The sequence below is a fragment of the Paenibacillus sp. 2TAF8 genome (assembly GCF_052114825.1).
Lineage (GTDB): Bacteria > Bacillota > Bacilli > Paenibacillales > Paenibacillaceae > Paenibacillus.
The window spans coordinates 84,855-106,446 of record NZ_JBFRFN010000015.1 but is presented as its reverse complement, the minus strand read 5'-3'; the positions used below and the strand labels follow the sequence as shown (position 1 = coordinate 106,446).

Annotated in this window: 20 protein-coding genes; 1 reads left to right on the top strand and 19 read right to left on the bottom strand. The window is 46.3% G+C overall.

Features of this window, described 5'->3' with window-relative positions; all coding sequences use genetic code 11:
- Positions 1–151: 151 nt before the first annotated feature.
- Positions 152–1,528: a class I SAM-dependent rRNA methyltransferase gene (locus AB4Z30_RS20935; RefSeq protein WP_441929400.1), complete on the bottom strand. Its 1,377-nt coding sequence runs from the start codon at positions 1,526–1,528 to the stop codon at positions 152–154.
- A 354-nt stretch (positions 1,529–1,882) separates the two neighbouring features.
- Between AB4Z30_RS20935 and AB4Z30_RS20930 the strand changes: the two genes are divergently transcribed.
- The gene (locus AB4Z30_RS20930) at positions 1,883–2,884 is read left to right on the top strand and encodes a Na/Pi cotransporter family protein (protein ID WP_441929399.1); all 1,002 of its coding nucleotides are present in this window, start codon (positions 1,883–1,885) and stop codon (positions 2,882–2,884) included.
- 82 nt (positions 2,885–2,966) lie between these two features.
- Here the strand turns inward: AB4Z30_RS20930 and AB4Z30_RS20925 are convergent, their stop codons facing one another.
- From AB4Z30_RS20925 to lepA, 18 genes are all read right to left on the bottom strand, one after another.
- Entirely contained in the window at positions 2,967–3,404 is a 438-nt protein-coding gene (locus AB4Z30_RS20925) for an NUDIX hydrolase (RefSeq protein WP_441929438.1), read from the bottom strand.
- 101 nt (positions 3,405–3,505) lie between these two features.
- On the bottom strand, positions 3,506–4,852 hold the full coding sequence (mtaB, locus tag AB4Z30_RS20920; protein WP_441929398.1) for a tRNA (N(6)-L-threonylcarbamoyladenosine(37)-C(2))-methylthiotransferase MtaB: 1,347 nt from the start codon (positions 4,850–4,852) through the stop codon (positions 3,506–3,508).
- 2 nt (positions 4,853–4,854) lie between these two features.
- Positions 4,855–5,619, bottom strand: coding sequence for an RsmE family RNA methyltransferase (locus AB4Z30_RS20915; protein WP_441929397.1), 765 nt, complete (start codon positions 5,617–5,619; stop codon positions 4,855–4,857).
- Between the two features lie 147 nt (positions 5,620–5,766).
- Positions 5,767–6,447, bottom strand: coding sequence for a site-2 protease family protein (locus AB4Z30_RS20910; protein ID WP_441929396.1), 681 nt, complete (start codon positions 6,445–6,447; stop codon positions 5,767–5,769).
- Positions 6,448–6,450: 3 nt separating this feature from the next.
- Entirely contained in the window at positions 6,451–7,416 is a 966-nt protein-coding gene (gene prmA / locus AB4Z30_RS20905) for a 50S ribosomal protein L11 methyltransferase (RefSeq protein ID WP_441929395.1), read from the bottom strand.
- A 198-nt stretch (positions 7,417–7,614) separates the two neighbouring features.
- Complete coding sequence (locus tag AB4Z30_RS20900; protein ID WP_441929394.1) at positions 7,615–8,007, bottom strand: hypothetical protein; 393 nt, start codon at positions 8,005–8,007, stop codon at positions 7,615–7,617.
- Positions 8,000–8,179 carry a YfhD family protein gene (locus AB4Z30_RS20895; RefSeq protein ID WP_123062588.1) on the bottom strand — a complete coding sequence of 60 codons (180 nt, stop codon included), beginning with the start codon at positions 8,177–8,179 and terminating at the stop codon, positions 8,000–8,002. Before AB4Z30_RS20895 ends, AB4Z30_RS20900 begins: the two co-directional genes overlap by 8 nt.
- A 230-nt stretch (positions 8,180–8,409) precedes the next feature.
- Positions 8,410–8,778, bottom strand: a complete 369-nt coding sequence (locus AB4Z30_RS20890; RefSeq protein WP_441929393.1) for a hypothetical protein — start codon at positions 8,776–8,778, stop codon at positions 8,410–8,412.
- A gap of 215 nt (positions 8,779–8,993) precedes the next feature.
- Positions 8,994–10,112: a molecular chaperone DnaJ gene (gene dnaJ / locus AB4Z30_RS20885; RefSeq protein ID WP_441929392.1), complete on the bottom strand. Its 1,119-nt coding sequence runs from the start codon at positions 10,110–10,112 to the stop codon at positions 8,994–8,996.
- 132 nt (positions 10,113–10,244) lie between these two features.
- The gene (dnaK, locus tag AB4Z30_RS20880) at positions 10,245–12,083 is read right to left on the bottom strand and encodes a molecular chaperone DnaK (RefSeq protein ID WP_441929391.1); all 1,839 of its coding nucleotides are present in this window, start codon (positions 12,081–12,083) and stop codon (positions 10,245–10,247) included.
- Positions 12,084–12,207: 124 nt separating this feature from the next.
- Entirely contained in the window at positions 12,208–12,771 is a 564-nt protein-coding gene (grpE, locus tag AB4Z30_RS20875; RefSeq protein ID WP_441929390.1) for a nucleotide exchange factor GrpE, read from the bottom strand.
- 44 nt (positions 12,772–12,815) lie between these two features.
- A complete protein-coding gene (gene hrcA, locus AB4Z30_RS20870; RefSeq protein ID WP_441929389.1) occupies positions 12,816–13,847 on the bottom strand; it encodes a heat-inducible transcriptional repressor HrcA in 1,032 nt (343 codons plus the stop codon).
- Positions 13,848–14,034: 187 nt separating this feature from the next.
- A complete protein-coding gene (locus tag AB4Z30_RS20865; RefSeq protein WP_441929388.1) occupies positions 14,035–15,372 on the bottom strand; it encodes a sensor histidine kinase in 1,338 nt (445 codons plus the stop codon).
- Positions 15,369–16,097, bottom strand: a complete 729-nt coding sequence (locus tag AB4Z30_RS20860; protein WP_441929387.1) for a response regulator transcription factor — start codon at positions 16,095–16,097, stop codon at positions 15,369–15,371. Before AB4Z30_RS20860 ends, AB4Z30_RS20865 begins: the two co-directional genes overlap by 4 nt.
- A 263-nt stretch (positions 16,098–16,360) precedes the next feature.
- Complete coding sequence (locus tag AB4Z30_RS20855; RefSeq protein ID WP_441929386.1) at positions 16,361–17,215, bottom strand: hypothetical protein; 855 nt, start codon at positions 17,213–17,215, stop codon at positions 16,361–16,363.
- A 281-nt stretch (positions 17,216–17,496) separates the two neighbouring features.
- Positions 17,497–17,967: an N-acetyltransferase gene (locus AB4Z30_RS20850; RefSeq protein WP_441929385.1), complete on the bottom strand. Its 471-nt coding sequence runs from the start codon at positions 17,965–17,967 to the stop codon at positions 17,497–17,499.
- Between the two features lie 116 nt (positions 17,968–18,083).
- Entirely contained in the window at positions 18,084–19,268 is a 1,185-nt protein-coding gene (hemW, locus tag AB4Z30_RS20845) for a radical SAM family heme chaperone HemW (protein ID WP_441929384.1), read from the bottom strand.
- Between the two features lie 371 nt (positions 19,269–19,639).
- Positions 19,640–21,454, bottom strand: coding sequence for a translation elongation factor 4 (gene lepA / locus AB4Z30_RS20840; RefSeq protein WP_441929383.1), 1,815 nt, complete (start codon positions 21,452–21,454; stop codon positions 19,640–19,642).
- Positions 21,455–21,592 lie beyond the last annotated feature (138 nt).

Sequence of the window (21,592 nt, the reverse complement as noted above, 5' to 3'; positions counted from 1 at the left end):
TCGGAACAAAGGCTGAGCACCGTATTCTTTTCGATCAACAATATAAGCTATTCACCAAGATCAAGATTTTACTCATAAACAAAATACCCTATAAGATGGACTTTTTAAAGTGTCTATCTCATAGGGTACATATCATTCTAAAACAGTCCTCTTAATTTTTTTTGCTTCTCACTTCAAAAATAGCGAATTTCAGGTAATGCCCTTCATCTACGCCCAAAATTTGCGGGTGATCCTTACCGGCCGCTTTCCAGTCAATTAAACGTAGCACTTTGCCTGCATCTTCCGCTGCATCGGCAATCGTTTCAAGGAAGAGATCAGGACGCATGTGGTAGGAGCAGCTTGCGGTTACCAAATATCCACCCTCATTGACCAGTTTCATGCCTTGCAGGTTGATGTCCTTGTAGCCGCGGCATGCCCCTTTGACTGCTGATTTTGTTTTGGCAAACGCAGGTGGATCCAGAATAACGACATCAAACGTTTTTCCAGCACTGGACAATGCTTTGGAGGTATCTACCTTTTGCTCCGCTGCTCGTGCGCGTGCATTGCGCTCATCAAGTCCTTTGACTTGCTCACGCAGATATTGAAAAGCATCGGCCACAACGAACTCAACCCGATCCGTGAAACCATTTAGCTCGACATTGGTTCGTGCGCTCTCAATCGCATGTTCGGAAATATCGAGGCAGGTTACCTTTTTCGCACCAAATTTGCAAGCGTTCAGGGTGAAGCTGCCGGTATGAGAGAAACATTCCAGCACGGTGGCACCATCCCAATAGGGGAAAGTAACCACTTTGCCGCCCTTGTTCACAGGCAACAGCTGTTCTGTTCCTTCATGCTCGATCTGTTGCACAGTGATGCCGCTTTTGTACCCCCAGCCTTTCATCAACGGTTCAATGGCAGCCCGATTTTCCCGCTGGTCGAAGAAGTACCCTGTCTTCTGTCCTTCCACGATATCCACCTTGATAAGTAGCCCATTTTCGGTCACAGTCACATGACGCGGGCATTCCCCGTAAAGTGGTCCTTTAATCTGCTCCAGACCTTCGAGTTCACGGATAGAGACATCACTGCGCTCATAGATACCTTCCGGCTGCATCACTTCAATGAGAGCCTGCACAATGGCTTCACGGCAACGGTCCATACCCAGTGTAAGGATCTGCACAACTAAAATGCTATCAAACCGATCAACAATCAATCCAGGCAGAAAATCAGCTTCGCCATAAACAAGACGGTAGGCTTTGCCATCCTGAATGAAGCGTTCACGGTGACGCAAACAGTCATGGAAACGAGCCGCAAAAAAGGCGGTATCCATCTGTTCAAACTCCAAAGGCTGGTATGAGACTATACGAACGGTAATCTGTGAAGCCGGATTATAATATCCTGTAGCCAAGTAACGACCTTGATGATTCAGTACATTGACGATATCACCCGGTTCCGGGTTGCCGTCTACAGTTGCAATTTCATTATTAAAAATCCAGGGATGTGCATGTTCCAGCCGCTTTTTGCGGCTTCGTTCCAGTGTTACGGATGGCAAGATTGATCCACTTCTTTCGTAAGTTAGTTGAAAAGATAGGTTTGGGCGGCAGAGGCCGCTCCGGGGACGAATCGATTCTATGATCGCTGTTGTCCTCGGATTTTTCTGATTCCCCTTCTCCAAAGGGAAAATCCGAGGACAAGCCTATGCTTCCGATGTAGCTTTCTTTCAGAAAGCTTTCAGGCGAGCGCTTCGCTTCTTTGGATTCGATTTCGTCCCCTCCGCTGCGTTTGCCGAATCACCGTATCTTTTGCATGGGAGTTAACAGTTTCAATTCCTCTTGTGCTTGTCATGCTTGTCTCTGCTTCCTCATAGGATAAGTGATAAGGAATCGGACGGGAGGAATGATTCGTAATGTTCAGAGAAGTAATTCTGCCTCTGTTATATGGGCTGATTATCTTTTTTGGCGGTATGAAGCTGATGGAGACAGCGCTGCAACGCATGGCTGGGCCGATGCTGGCAGGCTGGTTAAACCGTGCCACTTCTGCCCCATGGAAGGGTATGGCATTCAGTGCAGGCGCAACTGCTCTGCTGCAGAGCAGCACTGCGGTAACGGTGCTCACCATAGGACTAGCTAACGCGCGCTTAATTACCTATGGACGCACACTCGGCATTATCTTGGGGACCAATATTGGAACCTGCTTAACGACAGAGCTTGTCGGTCTTCAGATCGGACGTGCCGCACTTCCGTTGTTGCTTATATCTCTAACAGGCTGGGCGGTTTTTGTTGTCCTTGGTGAACGTAACCAAACTGCCCATGAACGCACTCGCCTTACTTTGAGCAATATGCAATTCAGTTGCCTTGCGGCAGCAGGATTTGCTCTTGTCATGACAGGCATTCAAGTCATGCAATCCATTGCTATCCCACTTCGGAGCATGGGCGTATTCCAATGGTTTCTGGAGCGGTCGACCGACAGCCTATGGTGGGGTTTTCTTGCCGGTGCGTGCCTGACCGCGCTGATTCACAGCAGCGCCGCAGTTATCAGCATGGCGATTACACTTGCCTCAACAGGCGTGCTGCCTGTAGAGATCGGCATCGCCATTGTAATCGGGTCTAACGTAGGGACCTGTATCACTGCTGTTATTGCAGCCGCGGGCGGAGCTTCCGCAGGCAAATTCGTGGCAGCCTCCCATGTTGTGCTCAACATTGCGGGAGCGCTGCTGTTTATGCCGCTGATCGGCCAGCTACATGCAGTGTCGGCCTGGCTGTCAGCGGACAACGGGACACAGATTGCGCATGCCCAGACCCTTTTTAACATCATCAGTTCATTGCTTGCCTTACCGTTCTGTTACCTGCCGATCTGGCACAAGAAAACACCTGTGCTCACCCCATCGGCAAAGAGACCTGTCGCTTAATATGTTGTCACAATATTGGCGTTATTGAAAACAGAAATGGGTAGGTAAGTAGACCATCATTTAAGCGTAACGTCGTAAGACATTAAACGTTAATGCCCAGTTTATTCAAGCCCATGCGCAAAATGTCATCGTTGTTATCGTATCCGTTCTGCTGCTGTTTGGACCATGCCTCTTCCGGAGCAAACCAATCCACACCTTTGATTTCTTCGATCTGAGGCTGCAAGTCACCACTTTCTGCTTCCACGAGGTAATAGTGTACTTCCTTGTCCACGTGTCCAAACTCGGCATGCTGATACGTATATGCAATGATATTAATCGGCTCCACGATGCGACCCACCATACCCGTTTCTTCCAAAATCTCACGGAGCGCCGTCTGTTCGATCGTTTCTCCATCTTCCATTTTGCCTTTGGCGAGTGTCGTTTTACCGTAACGGTCTACGATAAGCTGGATTTGGATCTGACCATCTTCTCCTGTTCTGTACACAACGCCGCCTGCTGAAATTTCTTTTTTGTTCATGATGTTCTCCCCCATCTGCTTCAATTCTTTTATTGGCAAAGAAGGACCTCATCTCCCTGGGTATATTCCCTAAGGAAATGAAATCCTTGTTCATAACGCCTTGATTACATCGCGGCGGATTTCACATTCTCTTCAAGTACACGAACCAACGTACCCTTGCTCTCATTCGCACCTGCTTCGGTCAACTTCACGCGGCACACTTTACCTACCATATCCGGCGTTCCATCAAACACCAGTTGAATGTAGTTGTCACTGTAACCGTGCAGCTTGCCACTGCCTTCGCGGCCTTTCGCTTCACCTTCAGGAATAACCTCGAGTACTTGTCCAACGAATTTTTCAGCATACTCCAGTTGCATCTGTTCAGACAATTCAATCAGTTCATGCACCCTTGCATTTTTGATTTCGTCATCCACTTGATCCTCCATACGTGCTGCCGGAGTACCTGTACGTTTGGAGTATGGGAATACGTGCATTTCCGAGAAGCCGATTTTACGCATCAGTTCATAACCGTTACGATACATCTCATCCGTTTCGCCTGGGAAACCAACGATAACATCGGTCGTGATCGCAACATCCGGCATTGCCTCACGTATACGCAACATTTTATTATAGAACTCTTCTGTCGTATATTTGCGGCGCATGCGTTTCAGAACGGTGTCATCTCCTGCTTGCAACGGAATGTGGAAATGACGAACCAGTTTGTCTGAACGTTTGATTACGTCAAGCATCCGGTCATCAATCTGGCTAGCTTCGATCGAGCTAATTCGGATACGCTCCAGACCTTCCACTTTGTCCAGATCCCACAGCAGGTCGGTCAGATCATAGTTATCCATGTCATCTCCGTATCCGCCTGTATGAATACCTGTCAGGACAATCTCTTTGTAACCCGCTTGTACGAGCTGATGAGCCTGCTGAACAATGCTATTTGATTCACGACTGCGGGACAAACCACGGGACCAAGGAATGATGCAGAACGTACAGAAGTTGTTGCAACCATCCTGAATTTTAAGGAATGCACGAGTCCGATCCGCAAAATCCGGTACGTCCATTTCTTCAAATACGCGTGTTTTCATAATGTTGCGCACCGCATTAACAGGTTGACGGGATTCTTGAATTTCGTTTACATAAGGCAAAATTTTATCCCGATCCTGGGTTCCGATGACCAGGTCCACGCCAGGAATATCCAGAATCTCCGCAGGAGATGTCTGTGCATAACATCCGGTTACCGCTACAATGGCATCCGGATTGCGACGGATGGCACGGCGGATAATTTGACGACTCTTTTTGTCACCTGTATTCGTTACGGTACACGTATTAATCAAATAGACATCAGCTGTCTGTTCATCAAAGTCTACCTGTTCGTATCCTTCATTTTTGAACAATTGCCAGATCGCCTCTGTATCATAAAAGTTAACTTTGCAGCCCAAGGTGTAAAACGCCACGGATGGCATAATTACATTCCCCCCATTTCTCCAGATTCATATAAAATACAAGTCAGGGCAGCCATACCCGCTGTCTCGGCCCGCAATATACGCTTGCCCAGTCCGACGGATATCGCACCTGCTTCATCGGCCTGAGCCGTTTCCTTTTCGGAAAACCCACCCTCAGGTCCAACAACAACCAGCACGTTTGCTCCTGTATCAGAAGCAAGCTGTTCCACGAACAGCTTCAAAACATCTCTAAGCTGCTTGCCGTCCTCTTTTTCATAACAATAACATACCAGATCATAGTCCCCAAAAGAAGATAACAGCCCTTTCCAGGAAAGCGGCTGCTCAACGGTTGGAATGCGGTTGCGATGGCTCTGTTCAGCAGCTTCTTTGGCAATTTTCCGCCAACGCTCCAGACGTTTGCCTTCTTTCTTGGCGTCGTATTGCACAATGGTACGTTCTGATAAAAAAGGCACAAAGGATACCGCTCCGATCTCCGTGCATCTCTGGATAACCGTCTCCATTTTGTCGCCCTTTGGCAAACTCTGAGCTACAGTTACATTCAACCGTGCCTCGTGATCCATAACCAGCGGTTCCAGAATGGTTGCTTTCACTTCACCTGCTTCAATACTATCGATGGCGACCAGTGCTTCTTTAGAGCTTCCGTCGCTGACAATCAGCTTGTCTCCTGGCTTGCCACGCATGACTTTGCCGATATGACGGGCATCATCCCCCGTAATCATCACTGCACTTTCACTGAACTGCTCTGCAGATACAAAATATCGCTGCATATGTTGTCCACCCATTCTTTCCTGTTATGACTGGCATTCTCCCTGCCTGTAAGCAGGCAAGAATCCAATCGCACAGATGATCATACAACTTTTATGTGCTTCTGACCAGCACAATGGTTCAATCACAGACTGTTTTATAAGCTTATGTTAAAGATATAATTCAATAACGAGACCAACTAAATCCCGGTACATATCGTTGGCAAAGAGATATAACGGTTGAATTGTGACCGCCTGTAATGGCGGAATAATTAGAATCAACAGGAACACAATGATTGACCATTGTTCCACCCCTTCCAGCTTGCGGCTAATCGAAGGCGGCAGTACATCTTCAAGGATACGGTAACCGTCCAGCGGCGGAAGAGGAATGAGATTGAACATAAACAGGAAAAAATTCGTGACACTAAACATCGGCAAAAATGTCATCACAGCTGTAACTACCCGCTCGTTTTCAATGTTCCCCAGTACACCTGATCCAAACAATATTCCGTAGATCACTGTTCCGATAATAGCCAGTAGCAGATTGCTCAGTGGGCCTACTACAGAAACAATCGTTCCCATGAGTCTCGGTTTGTCAAAGTTCGCACGGTTTACAGGTACAGGTCGTGCCCATCCAAAACCTGCAATTACGAGCAAAAGCACCCCAAGCAGGTCAAAGTGCGCCACCGGATTCAATGTAACCCTACCAAGTAGCTTGGCTGTGGGATCGCCAAATTTGTTGGCGAAATATGCATGCGAAAATTCATGGATCGTAAATGCAATCAGAATAGTCACCAGAAAGAACGGCAGTTGATCCAGCGGAAGACGGAATATCCGATCTAAGAAGTCCATAGACTACCTCTTTCTGGCTTCAAAGGCTAGCCAGTCCTCTTCACGCTCGATGGCGCGAACTTCAAATCCTGAAGCCACTAATGCATCATGTACAACCTGCTCCTTGTTCTTCCAAATGCCCGAAACGATATAAATTCCACCAGACTCCAGTGCTTTATACACATCGTCGACGAATAGCAGAATAATCTCAGCCAAGATGTTGGCTACGATAATTTTGACCGGCAGCTTGACACCCAGAGCAGGATCTTGGCTTCCTAGGACAGACAATAGATCACTTTCTTTAACCGTGATTTGCTGTTGCATTCGGTTCAATTCCACGTTTTCCATCGCACTTGTTACAGCAACCGGATCAAGATCAAGTGCGAGCACGTGCTTTGCACCTAAATGTACTGCACCAATGGCCAGAATACCTGACCCCGTACCCACATCAATGATTTCTTCGCCGCCTTGAATTACTTTTTCTAATGTACGCAGACAAAGCGTTGTCGTTGGATGCGTGCCCGTACCAAAAGCCATTCCCGGGTCCAGTTCAATAATTTTCTCATCTGCGCTCTCTGGTGTGTATTCCTCCCACGTTGGCTTAATCGTCAAACGATCGGATATGCGCACCGGTTTGAAGTATTGTTTCCAAGCCGTTGCCCAGTCGTTTTCATCAACTGTACGTGTTTCGTAACGAACCTCTCCGACATTAATTCCAAAATCGGGCAATTCTTCAATTCTCGGATTTACTTCTGCCTGCAATGCAGTCATGTCTGTACCTTCGGAGAAATATCCTTTGATGACTGCAAAACCCTCGGGAATATCATTCAGTGGGACATCGTATAACTCACCATAGGTTGTATCCCGTTTTTTATTTAAAGTACCGGATTCTTCAATCGACACCCCTCCGGCACCCGCTTCATGTAAAAAATTCGAAATCATCTCCACAGCTTCTTCTGTGGTATGTATTGTTAGTTCATGCCATAACATACGTGGTTTTGCCTCCTCGATAATTAAAAACGTCGTTTACCTGCTTATAATTTAAACATCCCAACTATTGTACTACACATGCAAGCCAGAGCACAAAGCATACTCATAAAAGAAAACAAAACAGGATATCCGCAGTCAAACCGCTCGAATATCCTGTCCCGTTTTTTCGGTACCTGTCGATCTTTCTTAGGAACACAACTAATAAAAACGTCCGCCGTTCTGTGTGATCATCTCTGCAGCTTGTGGCAAAGAATCCTGAGAGACAGATACCGTCAGCAAAATGCCTTGTTTTATGCTTCCCGTTGCATCGTCCGCTGGGAGGTCATAGACCTGTCCTCCTGATAACATCTCGGTTTCATCACTGATTAGAGCAAGAACATTTAGTTCTCCACTGAAACCGCCAACAACCGCTGTTGGCGATTTATCTTGACCCTGAATGCCGCTTGAACCAGATGTATCTGCATTTTCTCGCAAACTTTCGATGCGCAATTGGTTAGGATGCAGCAATTCCAATGCTCTGCGTGCAGATTCAGCTTCAGACCAACTCGTGAACACAGCCTCAAGTGTGACCGCTGAGCGATCTTCAGTCATGAATTTCTCGTCCCTGCCGACGATCCGCTGCCTCACTGCGGCGCAATGCTTCGATATCCTCATGATCTGCTGCTTCTGCGCTGAACTCCACATCCTCATTTTTTGCCGATTGCAGGCGTTTCATTTTCTCTGTTTTCGTTAAAATTTCACCTGGTCGTTGTCGATTAGCCATGTTGTTCTTCCTCCCTTAGTATATTTACACATACACTCCGATGACAGAATAACCTTCCAATCGCTGTTATCCCCAGATTTTTTTGATTCCCTTTTTCAAGGGTAAAATCCGGTGATAAAGGCGAAGCGTATGCTTCCGATGCTAGCTTTCTTTCAGAAAGCTTTTAGCTCCGCTTTTTCAGGTTTTTTCTGTCCTCTCCGTTGCTGTGTAAATGATCTTATTGCTCAAATTCAGATCATTCCACCGGCTTGTTCAATAATCGACATCGCGCGGTGATGTACCTCTTCATCTACAACAACAGTTAATAAGATGTCCCTTCCTGTAGGGCCGCCTTGTCCGCCATCACTCATTCCGCTCGCAGCAGGGTCTGCCGCAGCCATGATGCCTGAACTGGCATTGGTTTGCATCGCATCAGGTACCCATGATGAGTAACTTCCAGAGATACCCGGTTTGTAGGAGGCACCGCTTGGCCCTACACCCGCATAACGGCTAAAACGATTAATGGATAGATCATCCACTCGCAGCGCCTCCAATTTTTTGACCACTCCCTGAGCCTGCTCCGGGCTATGAAAATAGGCCAAAATATTTTTCTCCGTCATTTGCTCCACCTGCTTCCTTGAGTTGTCCCAACCTGTATCTGTTTAACATATCGTTCCCGCCATGCTATCTTTCCGCAACCGAGCCCAGAATATACCGAATTCCCGACAGTTGGACACTTAGAAACACATCCGATCAAACTGATTTACATAAAAAAAAGACACCCTCGATAATCAAAGATCATCGAAAGTGTCCTCATGACTACTTCATATATGAATCAGTCGCCTCGAAAGGCACGTTTAACTCGATCAAAGAACGATTGCTCATGCTCATGGGTTTGTTCTCCGTCCAGTGCAGCAATTTGGCGAAGCAGTTCTTTCTGTTCGTCACTCAGCTTACTTGGCGTAACCACAACGACCTTCACATGCTGATCCCCTTGTCCCATACCGCGCAGACGTGGTACGCCTTTGCCTTTGAGGCGGAAGTATGTTCCTGTTTGAGTACCCGCCGGAATTTTCAGCTTCACTTTTTCGGTCAGTGTCGGGATTTCAATCTCGTCTCCCAGTGCTGCTTGAGCAAACGTCAGTGGAATCTCACAGTAAATGTCATCGCCTTCGCGCTCAAAGAAATCGTGAGACTTCACACGAATGACAATGTACAGATCGCCTGCCGGGCCACCGCGAAGACCACCTTCGCCTTCACCTGTCATACGCAGCTGTGCACCGTCATCTACACCCGCTGGAATGCGAACATGAATTTTGCGCTGTTTGCGAACTTTACCGCTACCGCTACACGTTGTACATTTCTCTTTAATAATCTGCCCTGTACCGCTACAGTTCGAACAAGCACGGCGATTCACCATACGACCAAATGGTGTATTTTGAACCACTTCCTGCTGCCCGCTACCGTGACAGACCGAGCATGATTCCGGCTTCGTTCCAGGCTTCGCACCTGAACCATGGCAAGTATCACAGCCCTCAGTGCGAGGAATCGTGATATCTGATTCCTTGCCAAATACAGCCTCCTTGAACTCAATGGTCATGGTGTACTGCAGGTCGTTCCCCCGTTGCGGAGCATTCGGGTCACGACGCCCACCACCACCGCCAAAGAACATATCAAAGATGTCGCCGAATCCGCCGCCACCAAAGTCTCCACCACCAAAACCACCTTGGTTCGGATCGATGTGACCATACTGGTCGTACTGAGCACGCTTCTGGCTGTCACTTACGACATCATAAGCTTCTTTTACTTCTTTGAATTTGGCCTCCGCATCTGCTTCCTTGTTTACGTCAGGGTGATACTGACGGGCGAGCTTACGGTAAGCCTTTTTGATTTCCTCGTCGCTCGCATTTTTGCTTAGTCCGAGTACCTCATAATAATCACGTTTTTCAGCCACTCTTCCACCCCCATAACATTCACCTTATCGCACATCGTGACAAAAGGAAAGTCAAAGCACGGGAGCCCCGGCTATGACTTTCCCTTTAATCCGAACGTCACCGATGTTTAACTCGCAGCAATAGCGAATTAATTATTTTTTATCTTCATCCACAACTTCGTAATCGGCATCTACAACGTTGTCACGTTTCGCAGAACCTTGTTGCTCTTCAGCACCTTGAGCTGCTTGCTCCTGAGCTTGAGCTTGCTCATACAGTTTAACAGACAACTGTTGAACGATCTCTGTCAACTCTTCTGTAGCCGCTTTGATGTCTTCCAGATTGTCGGAAGCCAGCACGCCTTGCAATTTTTCTTTGGCAGCATTTGCTTTTTCTACTTCGCCTGCATCTGCTTTTTCACCAAGATCTTTGATCGTTTTGTCTACAGAATAGATCAATTGGTCTGCACTGTTTTTCGCTTCTACAAGCTCTTTACGTTTTTTGTCTTCCTCAGCATGAAGTTCAGCATCTTTCATCATTTGCTCTACTTCAGCATCGCTCAGACCGCTGGAAGAAGTGATTGTAATTTTTTGTGTTTTGTTTGTACCTTTGTCTGTTGCAGACACGTTAACGATACCGTTAGCATCGATATCGAAGCTAACTTCGATTTGCGGTACACCGCGTGGTGCTGGAGGGATATCTCCCAACATGAAGCGACCAAGCGTTTTGTTGCCAGCAGCCATCTCGCGCTCACCTTGCAGGACGTGAATCTCAACGCTAGGTTGATTGTCTGCATAAGTGGAGAACACTTGAGATTTGCTTGTAGGGATCGTTGTATTACGCTCGATCATTTTCGTAAATACGCCACCTGCAGTTTCGATACCCAGGGACAGCGGAGTTACGTCCAGCAATACCACGTCTTTAACGTCACCTGTCAGTACGCCCGCTTGTACAGCTGCACCCAGTGCAACAACTTCGTCCGGGTTCACGCCTTTGTGCGGGTCTTTACCTGTCAGTTTTTTGATGGCTTCTTGCACTGCTGGAATACGTGTAGAACCACCAACCAATACGATTTTGTCGATATCGTTAGGTGTCATGCCCGCATCGCTCAGTGCACGGCGAGTTGGTTCAAGCGTACGCTCAACCAGATCAGCAGAAAGCTCTTCGAATTTCGCACGGCTCAGGTTCAATTCCAAATGCTGAGGAACGCCGTCAGCAACCGTGATGAACGGCAGGGAAATCGTTGTAGTCAATACGCCGGAAAGCTCTTTTTTCGCTTTCTCAGCTGCATCTTTCAAACGTTGTACAGCTGCTTTATCTTTGCTCAGATCAATACCTTGATCTTTTTTGAATTCACTTACGAGATAGTCAATGATCACTTGGTCAAAGTCATCACCGCCCAGTTGGTTGTCACCGCTAGTTGCTTTAACTTCGAAGAAACCATCACCCAGTTCCAGGATGGATACGTCGAACGTACCGCCGCCTAGGTCATATACCAGAATGGTTTGGTCTTCGGATTTTTCCATACCGTATGCCAAAGCTGCTGCTGTTGGCTCGTTGACGATACGAAGTACTTCCAGACCTGCGATTTTACCCGCATCTTTCGTCGCTTGACGCTGACTATCATTGAAGTAAGCTGGAACAGTGATAACCGCTTGAGTTACCGTTTGACCCAGGTATGCTTCTGCATCAGCTTTCAGCTTTTGCAGGATGATTGCAGAGATCTCTTGTGGAGAATAATCTTTGCTATCGATCGTTTCTTTGTGGGATGTACCCATGTGACGCTTAATGGAAATGATCGTACGATCCGGGTTGGTGATCGCTTGGCGTTTCGCTGTTTCACCAACGACACGCTCGCCATCCTTTTTGAAACCTACCACAGAAGGAGTGGTACGCGCACCCTCCGGGTTTGGAATAACTACAGCCTCGCCGCCTTCCATAACGGCTACGCATGAGTTGGTTGTTCCTAAGTCAATACCGATTACTTTGCTCATCGGAAAATTTCCTCCTCAACAATTTAAAATGAATAGGCACTTGTCAGCCTTATTGTGTTAGTAAGTGATCTGCTCTATGTGTATAAAAGCTGTATATTAAAACTCGTCCCTTGCTCAGCTTAAATTAAGAACTTACCTTAACCATTGCCGGACGAAGTACTTTATCCTTCAGCATGTAGCCTTTTTGAACCTCTTCCACAACGATGCCTTCTTCATGCTCATCGCTCTCCACTTGCATAATCGCTTGGTGGAATTCAGGATTAAACGGTTGTCCAACCGTTTCCATCGCAGTCAGTCCTTCGTTCGTCAGCACGGTTTCCAATTGACGCAAGATCATTTGAAATCCTTTGGCAAAAGATTCAGTTTCCGTACCTTCCGGTACAGTAGCCATAGCGCGCTCGAAATTATCCATCACTGGAATCAGTTCGGTGACCAGCTTCATCGAAGCGTATTTGGCAAGCTCTTCTTTTTCCTTCTGTGTACGACGACGGAAGTTATCAAAATCAGCTTGCGCACGTACAAAACGCTGTTGCGTTTCCTCAGCCTCTGCTTTCAAACGTGACAACTCATTTTGCTCCTGATCTGTTATCTCCTCAGCCTGTGTTTCTGCAGCTGCAGCCTCATTGATAGGCTCTTGCTCAGCGGCTGTTACTTCTTGCTCTTCTGTGAATGATTGCTCCTCTTTCAAGATGTTCACCTCCTTATAAGAATGAATCGTAATTCCCACATTGCTTATTTAAAGCGAGTCGTAAGCATAGTCGTAAGATCACGGGATAATGTATTTAGAATATGGATGACACGTGCATAATCCATTCGGGTTGGTCCTAGAATTCCAATAGACCCAAGTGCCTCGCCGTCCAAGGAATACGACGCTGTAATCAAGCTACAATTCGCAAAGGCTTCATGATCGTTCTCGGTGCCAATTCGCACCTGAATTCCGGGCCCGCCGGGCACTGGCATCATCAATTTCATTAATGTTGGTGTCTCATCTAACAAGTCCAGAATATCCTTAACCTTTTCCACATCTCTGAACTCCGGTTGTGTCAACATATTGGTCGCTCCACTGAGGAACAGACGGTTGTCATGTTCATTGTCAAATGCACTGTTGAGTACCTGCATAACTTCCTCATAACGTGTGATATGACGCTCCATCTCTTGACCCAGCTCAGTATAAAGACGTGATTTCAACTTGTAGATCGGTACGCCTACCAATTTGCTGTTTAACAAACGAACCACATTCTCCATCTCCGCAACCGAAATTTCAGGCGGAATCTGAACCGTCTTGTTTTCCACTTGACCGGTGTTCGTCACTATAATGGCTACAGCTTCATTCTCATTCAGCGGAAGCAACTGGAAATGACGCAGTGACGTGTGGAACACCTCAGGTCCCAGTAAAATCGAAGTATAATTCGTCATATGAGACAGAATGTTGGATGCATGCTGAATAACCTGTTCCATCACATTCAGCTTTTCTGCAAAGAATGACTTTAAATCATCCAGTTCCTGTGGCTMCACCTGATTCCAGGGAACCAAGTGATCGACATAATATCGGTAGCCCTTGTGAGAAGGAATGCGGCCAGCTGATGTGTGCGGCTGTTCCAGAAAACCCATCTCTTCCAGATCGGCCATTTCATTACGAATGGTCGCCGGACTGTATCCAACATCTCCTCTTTTGGAAATGCTTCGGGACCCTACGGGCTCAGCTGAACGGATATAGTCATCCACTATAGCGTTCAGAATCATTCGTTGACGCTCTGTTAACATGGTGAGTATTCCCTCCTTCTGACTGTACTGTCCCATGTCGTTAGCACTCCAGTTAGATGAGTGCTAATCGGTAATACAAAAATACCAAACTGACATGATCATTGTCAAGTGAGTTTGCGGAATGAAATCATCTATTTATAGTATAGGCCAATAACCTTCACTTATAACGCATATTATGAACCTGGTGTTATAGTTCTCGATCCACAGGATAATGTCTCAGGCTGAAACGTGCCCCTCCCAGTGGAGAATCACTATACACCAAATCTGCATGAAGATGTACTGCAAGTTGTTTGCTGATCGCAAGTCCCAGTCCTGTAACCCCATTATTCCCCGTATAAAAACGTCGGAAAATATGCTGCCGGTCAAGCTCATTCAAACCTGGTCCATCATCATCAACATGAAGGATCCAGTCAGCATCATCGTCACCCGGGTACTCCAATGTCAATTTCACTTGAGTTTGGGTATGACGCACTGCATTTTGCAGCAGGTTTAGCAGAATCTGAAATAGCTGCTCACCGGCTGTTTCAACCATGCACGAATTCGCTTCCGCTGTCAAACGAACCTCCCGCTGAAGTGCGGTTGGCATAAGCAGATACACTGCCTCATCGGCCATGCTCTTCAAGTCAATGACTGTCATAGGCCATTCTTCTTCTACGGTTTCCAGTCTGGAAAGCTGGATTAGCTTACCAACCATATCGATGAGCCGCTGTGACTGTGCAGCAATAATGTCAAGCCCCTGATCGGTGGATACCACTTGGTCTTGAATAGCATATACGTAACCCTGAATGGACATCAACGGTGTCTTAAGCTCATGAGATACATTTTGCAGAAACTCCAGCTGATGCCGGTGATGGTCATCAAGTCTGTTGCTCATCAACTGAAAGGTATGGATCAATTCTCCGATTTCTGTGTGGTCGGCTTGCAGAAATTGCTTCTTGTCAGGCATATTAGGTTCATATTTACTTACAGCTTCTTTCAGCCTATTAAGCGGTTGTACGGTACGCCATACTGCAAATAATCCGATCAACAGGATGACAACAAAACTTGCAGCAATAGACAGAAGTGTTGTCCGGAATAATGGAATATACATTGCCCTGAGTGACGAGAGCGGAGAATACAAGATTACCCGGAACTGTTTATGTGACAGCTCAGCCTCACTGTAGAGTACCTTTTTTCCATTTAAAATCATATAGCCTTCGTGTGTGCCAGGAAATCCCTCCAACTTCATTCCCACACGATCTGCACTGCTCGAGGCGACAATTTTATCATCTCCATCGATCACAAAATAGTCCGCGTAGAAAAGAATGTCCTTAATAAAGAAACGGAAACTGTCATTGTCCAGATCCTCGAGGTCATCTACACGAATGATCTTAACCGCCTTCTGCGTCTGACCATGTAGTTGCTGCTTGACTTGATTGAGCAGAATATCATCGAATAGGTGGATAAAAAACAGAACCGTAAACGCCACGGTAACGAGCACACTTGCGAACAAGGCCAGCAGCATTTTGCTACGTATCGTTTTCATCGCGCATGTACAGCCGCTTTATAGCCGAACCCCCACACCGTATCAATAGTCAGTGTAGCTTGAACCTGTACAAGCTTTTTCCGAATCCGTTTTACGAGATCATCAACCACGCGAACTTCACCATAAAAATCATAATTCCAGACCTGTTGTATGAGCTGTTCCCGACTGAAGGGACGATCCAGATGTTGGGACAGAAATAATAAAAGCTCATATTCCCTGCCTGTTAGCCCAAGCACTTCCCCACGAACGTCGACACGACGAAAATCTTCTGAAATTTGCACGTTGCCAATACTAAAATAAGTCCCTTCCCTCGGCTCAGGTTGCACCGCTTCCTTTAATTCACTACCTTGTGATAACCGACTGCTGTGTATCAAACGAAGCATACTCTTCACTCTCGCCACCAATTCGCGTGGATTAAAGGGTTTGCTTAGAAAATCGTTGCAGCCCAGTTCCAGACCATTCAAACGGTCGATCTCTTCTCCTCGTGCAGAAACCATAATAATAGGAATTTCGGTGAACGTCCGTAGTTCAGTCAGTAGCGTTAGCCCATCAACTCCAGGCATCATAATATCAAGAATCAGACAATCCGGCTTTTTCGAACGAACTTCCCCCACCAACTCTCTGCCATGAGCAAACGATGTCACTTCATATTGTTCCTTCTTCAAATAACCTGTAATGAGTTGCAAAATAGACGGATCATCGTCCACTACAAAAATACGCGGCATTGGCGGTCACCTCAATCACGAATATATCACTTCTGTTATGTCTCTTATCTAATATGTCACTAATAATGTACCAGAATCAGTACCTTCATTTCAAAACTCTCATGAATGCTCCAAATTTTAAATTTATATCACCGACCCACATAGCAAAGACGGAGGTTCCCATATGAGAAACTCCGCCTGTATGCCGCTGTGTGTCTTGTGTCACTGATGGATAGTTCGTTAGACTGAACCGGTACAGTCAGGACACATCAAAGGCCATCTTCTTATTTATGGGATGAGCTTGAGTTTGCTGCATCGTTTTGGTTTGTAACTTTGGTAGTGGTCGGCGCTTTCGTAGCAGATGTTGTAGCTTTGTGCGTTGTAGCCGTTGTTTTATGTGTTGCTGTTCTTGGAGTTGTTGCAGTTGATGATTTTTTCACTCCCGCTTTTGGTGTATTGGTTTTGTTTACAGTCGTTTTAGCTACTGGCGTTTTAGTTCCAGCTGCTTTTTTAGTCGTCGCCTTGTGCGCTACGATTTTGTGAGCGGCTTTTTTCGCTTTGTGTGCTGTTTGTTTTGCTTTGTGTGCAGTAGCCTTTGCTGCTGCTGAAGCTTTATGTGCAGTCTGTTTTGCTTGATGAGCAGCTGCTTTTGCCTTGTGGGTCGTTGTTTTTGCTTGATGTGTTACTGTTTTTGCAGTGTGAGCAGTTTTTCTGCCCTTGTGATGCATTGCTGTTGTTTTATGAGAAGCTCTTTTTGCTTTGTGAGTTACTTTTGATTTGTGTACAGCCTTTTTGGCTTTATGTTTCGCCACTTTTGCTTTATGAGCAGCCTTTTTGGCTTTGTGCGTTACTGTGTTGGCTTTGTGAGTTGTTGTTTCCTTCTTCGTTGTAGCTGCTGATTTGGAAGGAGCCGTTTTAACTCCTGTTGTTTTTGTCGGCGCTACTGTGGATTTGGCTGCTGGAGTCGTTGTTGTTTTTGTTGTAGGTTTGCTCGTTGAGTTAGAGGCTGCACCTGCTTTTTGTGTTTCAGTCGGTTTCACGGAATTTACAACAGGTGTTGCGGCAAAAGCACTTCCTGCTCCACCAATTACGCTCATTGCTGTTACCAAAGCTGCTACATGTTTTGTCCATTTTTTCATGATCGGTCACCTCATTCTTAGGATTGAGCCATCTGCATACTCCCTGCTGGAGACGTTGGAAACCTTGTTCCCATACATGTTCTCCCATTGTTTTCATTGTGAAGTTTTCTGCAGATCGCTTATGTAAGTTCATCTTAACAAGAGGATGTGTGAGAATAATGGGATAAGTGTGTGAAAAGTATATGAAAAAACGAAGCACAAAAAAAGACCACAATACCTTTGAAACCACGGGTTTCCTGGGCTTGTGATCCGTCTTTCTATCATATAAACCTACATTACCGTTACGCTGGAATATTCAGTTCCTTCAAAACGGCAATCTCGTCACAGCAATCTTGCTTGCTGCAATGAACACAGTCCGTCCACACTTTCTCAGGAAAGATCTCCTTCTCCACGACTGCAAAGCCATTCTTCAGAAAAAAGGAAACTTCATAAGTGAGTGCCATCACCTTAGGAATTTGTTGTCTCTCAGCCTCTTCTACAAGCCGGTCCAGTAAACGAGACCCAATGCCCAGCCCCTTATATCCCTCAGAAATACCTAGAGATCTTACCTCCACCAGATCATTCCCCAGACGACATAACGAGCCGCAGCCAACAACAACTCCATCTACCTCAGCCACAATAAAATGTTCCAGTTGCCGTTGCAGTATCTCACGTGAACGCGGAAGCATGATCCCACGCTCTGCATATCCCTTAATCATCTCAAATAGTGGTTCAACATCTTCCGGTACAGCTTTCCTGCATATAACCGACATCCAGCTCTCCTCCTATAACGATGCTTTCCGAGGAAAGCCAGCTTCGTAGTTGTTAAATTGACACGCCCTGTAAAACAATATGAATAAATATACAACAGAGCGTATAGAATTTCAAGCTACGAATTTAGCGATATAGAGCCGATAAACTCTGCAAAAACGTCATTGCCGAACAGAATACCCTGTTCACTCAGTTTAAAGCCGTCTGCTGTCCGCTCAAGCAAGCCTGCATGAAGCATTTTGCCCAGTGGCTTCGCAAATACATCTTCCATAGACTCCCCGAACTGATCATGAAATCTTGAAGATGAAGCGCCCTCCAGCATACGAAGTCCTACCATCAGGTAATCCTCCATCGCTTCCGCACGGCCAATCTCAAAGTGATCCAAGCGAGGCAGCCCTGCACGAGAGGCTTCCACATAAGGGTTAATCCCTTTGATATTCATATGGCGTTCACGACCTACATACCCGTGTGCCCCCGCACCGAGTCCGTAGTAATCTTCATTTCGCCAATAGGTAATATTATGACGGCTTTCGAAGCCGGGTTTGGCAAAGTTGCTGATTTCATACTGTTCATAACCTGCTTCTTTCATGCGCTTCATTAATAGAAGATACATCTGCAGCTCATCATCTTCATGAGGAAGAGGCAGTTGATTTTTTTGATACAGTGTATGGAAAAGTGTATTTTCTTCTACCTTCAGACTGTAGATGGAATAATGCTTCAAATCTAGCTCCAGCGCCTTGTCGATGCTCTCGTTCAACATCTCTACCGTCTGGTTTGGCAGTCCAAACATCAAGTCGATCGACAGGTTATCCAGTCCCGCCTTGCGTGCATTTTCCAAGCTGCGGTATACATCATCCGTATTATGAATCCGACCGATGCCTGTCAACAGGTCATTCTGAAAAGCCTGTACGCCAAAGCTGACACGGTTAACACCGCCCTCTTTCATCGCTGCCAGCTTTTCAGCATCCGTCGTTCCCGGGTTGGCTTCCATCGAAAATTCAATATCATCTGCCCAATTCGGAAAATAGGTTTTGACCGACCGCAGGAAATATGCCATCTCGTCCGGTTTCAATGCGGTTGGCGTACCACCGCCGACAAAGATTGTTTTGATCTCGCCCGGCGGATTGGCCTTAACGGTATGCTCCATCTCCCGTTCTAGCGCCTCCAGGTATTGCATCACGGGCTGATCCTTCAGAACGTAAGAATTAAAGTCGCAGTAAAAACATTTGTTTGTACAAAATGGAATGTGAAGGTACACCGCTTGGGGCGCACCTGTTTTCTGGTTGTGTGCTGCGAGTGTCACGGCAAGTCCCCCTCTATTTGAAAAAAGGAAAGCCAGTTGGCTTCCCTTTCAGCTAAAATGGTGATTTATATAAGTTGATCTAAGGTTTTACACCCTACACTCCAACGACAGAATAACCTTCCAATCGCTGTTATCCCCAGATTTTTTTTGATTCCCTTTCTCAAAGGGAAAAATCCGGTGATAAAGGCGAACGCTTCTCTTTTTCAGGTTTTTTCTGTCCTCTCCGTTAATGTGTAAAAGAATCTTTCAACTTATATAGTTTGAATACGAGTAGTTCATTTTGGATACGCACAATCTGTGCTGTACCCAAAATTAAATTATTAGAATGCATTTTTAATACGCACACTCTGTGCTGTACCTAAAAATGCATTTTAATCATCAATTTTCAGTACCGCCATGAATGCCTCTTGCGGCACCTCTACGTTACCGACCTGCTTCATCCGCTTTTTACCTTCCTTCTGCTTCTCCAGCAGTTTCCGTTTCCGCGAGATGTCACCGCCGTAACACTTGGCAAGTACGTTTTTACGCATCGCTTTGACCGTTTCACGCGCAACCACCTTGGTGCCTACAGACGCCTGAATCGGCACTTCAAACATTTGCCGCGGGATCAGTTCGCGCAGCTTCTCACAGATGATACGACCGCGATTGTATGCACGATCTCTGTGAACGATAAAGGACAAAGCATCAACTTGTTCGCTGTTAAGCAGGATATCCATTTTCACCAGATTCGACTGGCGGTAACCAGACAGCTCATAGTCAAACGAAGCATAACCTTTGGTGCTTGATTTCAACTGGTCGAAGAAGTCATATACGATCTCAGACAACGGGATCTGATATGTAATCGTAACCCGTGTTGTGTCCATATATTCCATATTGATAAATTCACCGCGTTTATTTTGGCACAGTTCCATAACCGTTCCCACGTAATCATTAGGCACGATGATTGAAGCCTTCACATAAGGCTCTTCAACATAATCAATCCGTCCTACCTCTGGGTAGTTGGATGGGTTATCAATTTGAATCTGCTCGCCGTTAGTTAGCGTTACGTGGTAAATTACGCTCGGAGCCGTTGTGATCAACGGAATGTTGAACTCACGCTCAATCCGCTCCTGAATAACGTCCATATGCAACAGTCCCAGGAATCCACAACGGAATCCAAAGCCCAGTGCACTGGAAGTCTCCGGCTCAAAGCTGAGCGAGGCATCGTTCAGTTGCAGCTTTTCCAATGCTTCACGCAGGTCCACATAGTCCGATGTTTCGATCGGATACAGACCACAATATACCATTGGATTAATTTTACGATATCCAGGTAGTGGTTCAAGGGTTGGATTTTTCGCGTCAGTAACCGTATCCCCGACTTGTGTATCGCCGACGTGACGGATACCCGCAACAATGAATCCTACATCCCCGACGTTCAGCTCGTCCACAATGGTCATGCGCGGCTTGAACGCTCCCACTTCGATCACTTCAAATGATTTGTTTGTTGCCATCATTTTAATTTTGGAACCCGCCTTGATTTTACCGTCAATAACACGCACATACACGATAACCCCTTTGTAAGGGTCGTAATGCGAGTCAAAAATCAACGCTTTGAGCGGTTGATCCGGATCACCCACAGGTGCGGGCACACTCTGTACCACTTGCTCCAAAATCTCTTTGATTCCGATGCCCGCTTTGGCCGAAGCCAATACAGCGTTGCTGGTGTCCAGTCCGATAACATCTTCAACTTCCTGCTTCACCCGTTCCGGATCGGCACTTGGCAAGTCGATTTTGTTGATAACCGGCAAAATCTCCAGATTGTTGTCCAGCGCAAGATATACGTTAGCCAGTGTCTGCGCTTCAATCCCTTGAGCCGCATCAACAACAAGCAACGCCCCTTCACATGCAGCAAGACTACGTGAAACCTCATACGTAAAGTCTACGTGTCCTGGTGTATCAATGAGATTCAGTAGATACTCTTCACCGTCGTCCGCCTTGTAATTTAGGGCAACTGCTTGCAGTTTAATTGTAATTCCGCGTTCGCGTTCCAAATCCATCTGATCCAGAACTTGTTCCTGCATTTCACGTGATGTCAGCGCACCAGTGTACTCCAAGATCCGGTCCGCAAGTGTTGATTTACCGTGATCTATATGTGCAATAATTGAAAAGTTACGAATTTTACGTTGTCTTTCCCGAATGTCAGTCATTCCTTACCCCCAGAAACAGCCTAGTGTCAATCACTTCATTATAACAGTTGCTTGAAGGTGCATCAATCCCATGATGTTTTAACTTTATAATAAAGTGCACTGGATGAGTGCCTCGAAGGGTTAGTTTTCCTTTATTCC